Genomic DNA, 3,804 nt, shown 5'->3' with positions numbered 1-3,804 from the left:
CATCTCGATGACGGTCAGCGCAAGTCGGTGCGCAATGCACCAGCCGCCCGTGCCGGCACCGCCAAGGTCAAGAAGCCGCAGGTCAGCGCCAGAGCGGCGGTACAGGTCAACGAAGGTGACTTCGAGCGCTATTAAATGTTTCCTGAACCCACTCTGAATCATCGCGTCATTCCGGCGAAGGCGACCAAAGGAAGTGTGCCCCGCAGGAAATACCCTTGGGGTGCAGAGCCCGGAATCCAGAGGCGCACCCCAAGGGCGAGGTGCACCTCTGGAATCATCGTCATTCCGGCGAAAGCCGGAATCCAGGGGCGCACCCCAAGGATGCTTGCGAGGTGCACTACTGGCTCTGCATTTCCTTCGGTCAGATTCCGGGTCAAGCCCGGAATGACGGGGGTTTTGATGACGGGGGTTTTTGATATCAATTTTGATGCCTTAATCAAGGAGCCATCATGAGTCAACTTGTTCAAGCCAAGGGTGCTGCCCTCGCGGTAAAGAAGGACGAGGCGCCGACGCAGTACCTGACTTTCGCGCTCGGCGGCGAGATGTTCGCCGTCGGCATTCTCAACGTCAAGGAGATCATCGAGTACGGCAATCTGACCGAAATCCCGATGATGCCGGCCTTCATCCGCGGGGTGATCAACCTGCGCGGGGCGGTGGTGCCGGTGATCGATCTGGCCGCCCGCTTCGGTGGCAAGTCCACCGAGTTGGGAAAGCGTACCTGCATCGTCATCGTCGAGGTGCCGGACGGCCAGGATGGCCAGATCGTGCGCCACGATATCGGCATCATGGTCGATGCGGTGTCGGAGGTGCTGGAGATTCCCGCCAGCGAGATCGAACCGCCGCCTTCCTTCGGCGCAAAAATCCGTGCCGACTTCATCTTCGGCATGGGCAAGGTGGCCGGGAAATTCGTCATCATCCTGGAGATCAACAAGGTGTTGTCAGTCGAGGAAATCGCGCAGCTGACGGGGACAGACGGCAGCGCGGCCGAAGCACTGGCGGCCGCAGCTACCGCCTAGCAACAGGCCGGCAAGCCTCATGAACAGGTCATCTTGTGACTCATACACTGAAGAAGCGCATGTTTGAACGATCTTCAGACAACCGAGTCCAGGATGACCGCCTGCCAAGGCTTACAGGCCAATGGATCATCGATGAAGTGGCGTTGATTCTCGACGTCGCCGCGCTGGTGCACGCCGTCAGCCAGGGCGAAGAACACCGTTTGCTGGCACCGCCGGCAAGACACAAATTATCCGCAGTTCAAAACGTTCGTTAGTAGCGCTTTTTTAATTACCAAGGAGTCAGGTCATGTTCAAAAATCTCAAAATAGGCGTTCGGCTGGGGATAGGCTTTGCCGTGACCCTGGCTTTTCTGATCGCCATTTCCACCCTCAGTTACTTGCGGCTCGGGGCACTCAATGATGATATTGAGAAGATGGTCAATGACCGCTTCCCGAAGACCGTGCAGGCAAATAACATCAAGGAAGCCATCGACACGATCGCTCGTCAATTGCGCAATGCCTACATCTACTCGGGAAGCGAACAGCAGAAATCGCTGGATGCCATCGCCCCGGAAAGAAAAGTCATTACCGACAATCTTGATAAGCTGGAAAAGTCTATCAAGAGTGACAAGGGCAAGGATCTGCTCAAGGCAATAAACAACACCCGCGCCGGCTATGTGACCGCGCAGGACAAGTTCCTGGAGTTGCTCAAGGCCGACAAGAAAGCCGACATCGTGGTGCATATGCAGACTGATTTGCGCAAGGCGCAGACCGATTACATGGCGAGCATCAATGCGCTGGTCGACTTTCAGACAGCCGAGATGGAATTGTCCGGCAAGATGGCCGACGAAACAGTTAATGCAGCCGAACGCCTGATCATCATTCTTGGCTCCCTTGCCGTCCTGCTGTCCGTGGTCTTCGCCTGGATCATCACGCGCGGCATCACCGGCCCGGTCAATACCGTCGTCGGCGTTGCCAACAAGATGGCTGCCGGCGACTTCAACTTCAAGGTCGATGTCGACAGCAAGGACGAAATCGGCCTGCTGGCCAAAGCCGTCGAAGGCGTGCAGGCCTCGGTGCAACGCCTGATCAACGACGCCGACATGCTGGCCAAGGCCGCCGTTGCCGGCAAGCTCGAAATCCGCGCCGACGCCGTCAAGCATCAAGGCGACTTCCAGAAGGTCATCACCGGCGTCAACAACACCCTCGACGCCGTGATCAACCCGCTGAATGTTGCCGCCAATTACGTCGACCGCATCTCCAAGGGCGACATCCCGCAAAAGATCACCGACACCTTTAACGGCGACTTCAACATCCTGAAGAACAACCTCAACACCTGCATCAACGCCGTCAATGCACTGGTGGCCGACACGCAGATGCTGGCCCAGGGGGCGGTCGCCGGCAAACTGGAAACCCGCGCCGATGCGTCCAAGCATCAGGGCGACTTCCAGAAGATCGTGATCGGCGTGAACACCACGCTCGACAACGTCGTCGGGCCGATCAACGAGGTGCGCCGCATCATGGACGCGATGTCCGGCGGCGATCTGTCGCAGACCATCACCACCCACTACCAGGGCGACTTCAACGACCTGAAGAGTGCGATCAACGACACCGTCGGCAAGCTGGTCGAGATCATCGGTGAAGTACGCACCGCCGCCGACAACCTGACCAATGCCGCCGGGCAGGTTTCGGCGACCGCCCAGTCGCTCTCGCAGTCTTCCAGCGAACAGGCGGCGAGTGTCGAAGAGACCACGTCGTCAATGGAAGAGATGACGGCGTCGATCGCGCAGAATACCGAGAACGCCAAGGTCACCGACAACATGGCCTCGAAGTCGGCCAAGGAAGCGGCCGAAGGCGGCGATGCGGTGAACAAGACGGTCGATGACATGAAGAGCATTGCCAGCAAGATCGGCATCATCGACGACATCGCGTATCAGACCAATCTGCTGGCGCTCAACGCGGCGATTGAAGCCGCACGCGCCGGCGACCACGGCAAGGGCTTTGCCGTGGTGGCGGCGGAAGTCAGGAAGCTGGCCGAACGCTCGCAGATCGCCGCGCAGGAAATCGGCAACCTGGCCAGTTCATCGGTCAAGCAGGCCGAACGTGCCGGTGCGCTACTCACCGAGATGGTGCCTTCGATCCGCAAGACCTCCGATCTGGTGCAGGAGATCGCCTCGGCGTCGAACGAGCAGTCAAGCGGCGTGGCGCAGATCAACGGGGCGATGAGCCAGCTTAACCAGGCGACGCAGCAGAACGCGTCGGCGTCGGAAGAACTGGCCGCCACCGCCGAAGAACTCGGCGCGCAAGCCGAGCAGTTGCAGCAGACGATGACCTTCTTCCATCTCGATGACGGTCAGCGCAAGTCGGTGCGCAATGCACCAGCCGCCCGTGCCGGCACCGCCAAGATCAAGAAGCCGCAGGTCAGCGCCAGAGCGGCGGTACAGGTCAACGACCGTGACTTCGAGCGTTATTGATCATGGCCAATGTCTGCACGAAACGCGAGCAGAGCCCGCCGCCTTCTCCCCTCTCCCACTCGTGGGAGAGGGGTCGGGGGAGAGGGCGATTTCATGCCCGCTGCGTCGGCAAAGCCCCTCTGATGAGGCAACTAGCCATTCGACCAGGCCACCAAAAGACGGTAGCCATTATCAAAGCCCCTCTGATGAGGCAACTAGCCATTCGACCAGGCCACCAAAAGACGGTAGCCAAGTCGCTGGTTATCCCCGGCCCTCTCCCACGCTTGCGAGGTGCACTACTGGATTCCGGGTCAAGCCCGGAATGACGGGGGTTTTGATGACGGGGGTTTTTGATAT

4 protein-coding genes are annotated in these 3,804 nt (G+C 59.2%); 3 read left to right on the top strand and 1 reads right to left on the bottom strand.

The features are described from left to right. Positions 1 to 158 precede the first annotated feature (158 nt). On the bottom strand, positions 159 to 422 hold the full coding sequence (locus ACOYNV_RS26420) for a hypothetical protein (RefSeq protein ID WP_422902800.1): 264 nt from the start codon (positions 420 to 422) through the stop codon (positions 159 to 161). Positions 423 to 449: 27 nt separating this feature from the next. Here ACOYNV_RS26420 and ACOYNV_RS26415 point away from each other — a divergent pair, with 27 nt between their 5' ends. From ACOYNV_RS26415 to ACOYNV_RS26405, 3 genes are read left to right on the top strand one after another with little or no spacing between them, the layout of a single operon-like run. Continuing rightward, positions 450 to 1,016 carry a chemotaxis protein CheW gene (locus ACOYNV_RS26415; protein WP_422902799.1) on the top strand — a complete coding sequence of 189 codons (567 nt, stop codon included), beginning with the start codon at positions 450 to 452 and terminating at the stop codon, positions 1,014 to 1,016. A 59-nt stretch (positions 1,017 to 1,075) separates the two neighbouring features. After that, a complete protein-coding gene (locus tag ACOYNV_RS26410) occupies positions 1,076 to 1,270 on the top strand; it encodes a hypothetical protein (protein WP_422902798.1) in 195 nt (64 codons plus the stop codon). A gap of 32 nt (positions 1,271 to 1,302) precedes the next feature. Then, complete coding sequence (locus tag ACOYNV_RS26405; RefSeq protein ID WP_422902797.1) at positions 1,303 to 3,468, top strand: methyl-accepting chemotaxis protein; 2,166 nt, start codon at positions 1,303 to 1,305, stop codon at positions 3,466 to 3,468. The last annotated feature ends 336 nt before the right edge of the window (positions 3,469 to 3,804 follow it).

The sequence above is a fragment of the Propionivibrio sp. genome, from assembly GCF_049316945.1.
Classification (GTDB): Bacteria; Pseudomonadota; Gammaproteobacteria; order Burkholderiales; family Rhodocyclaceae; genus Propionivibrio.
The sequence above is the reverse complement of the archived record's forward strand: the minus strand, read 5'-3'. Positions and strand labels throughout refer to the sequence as shown.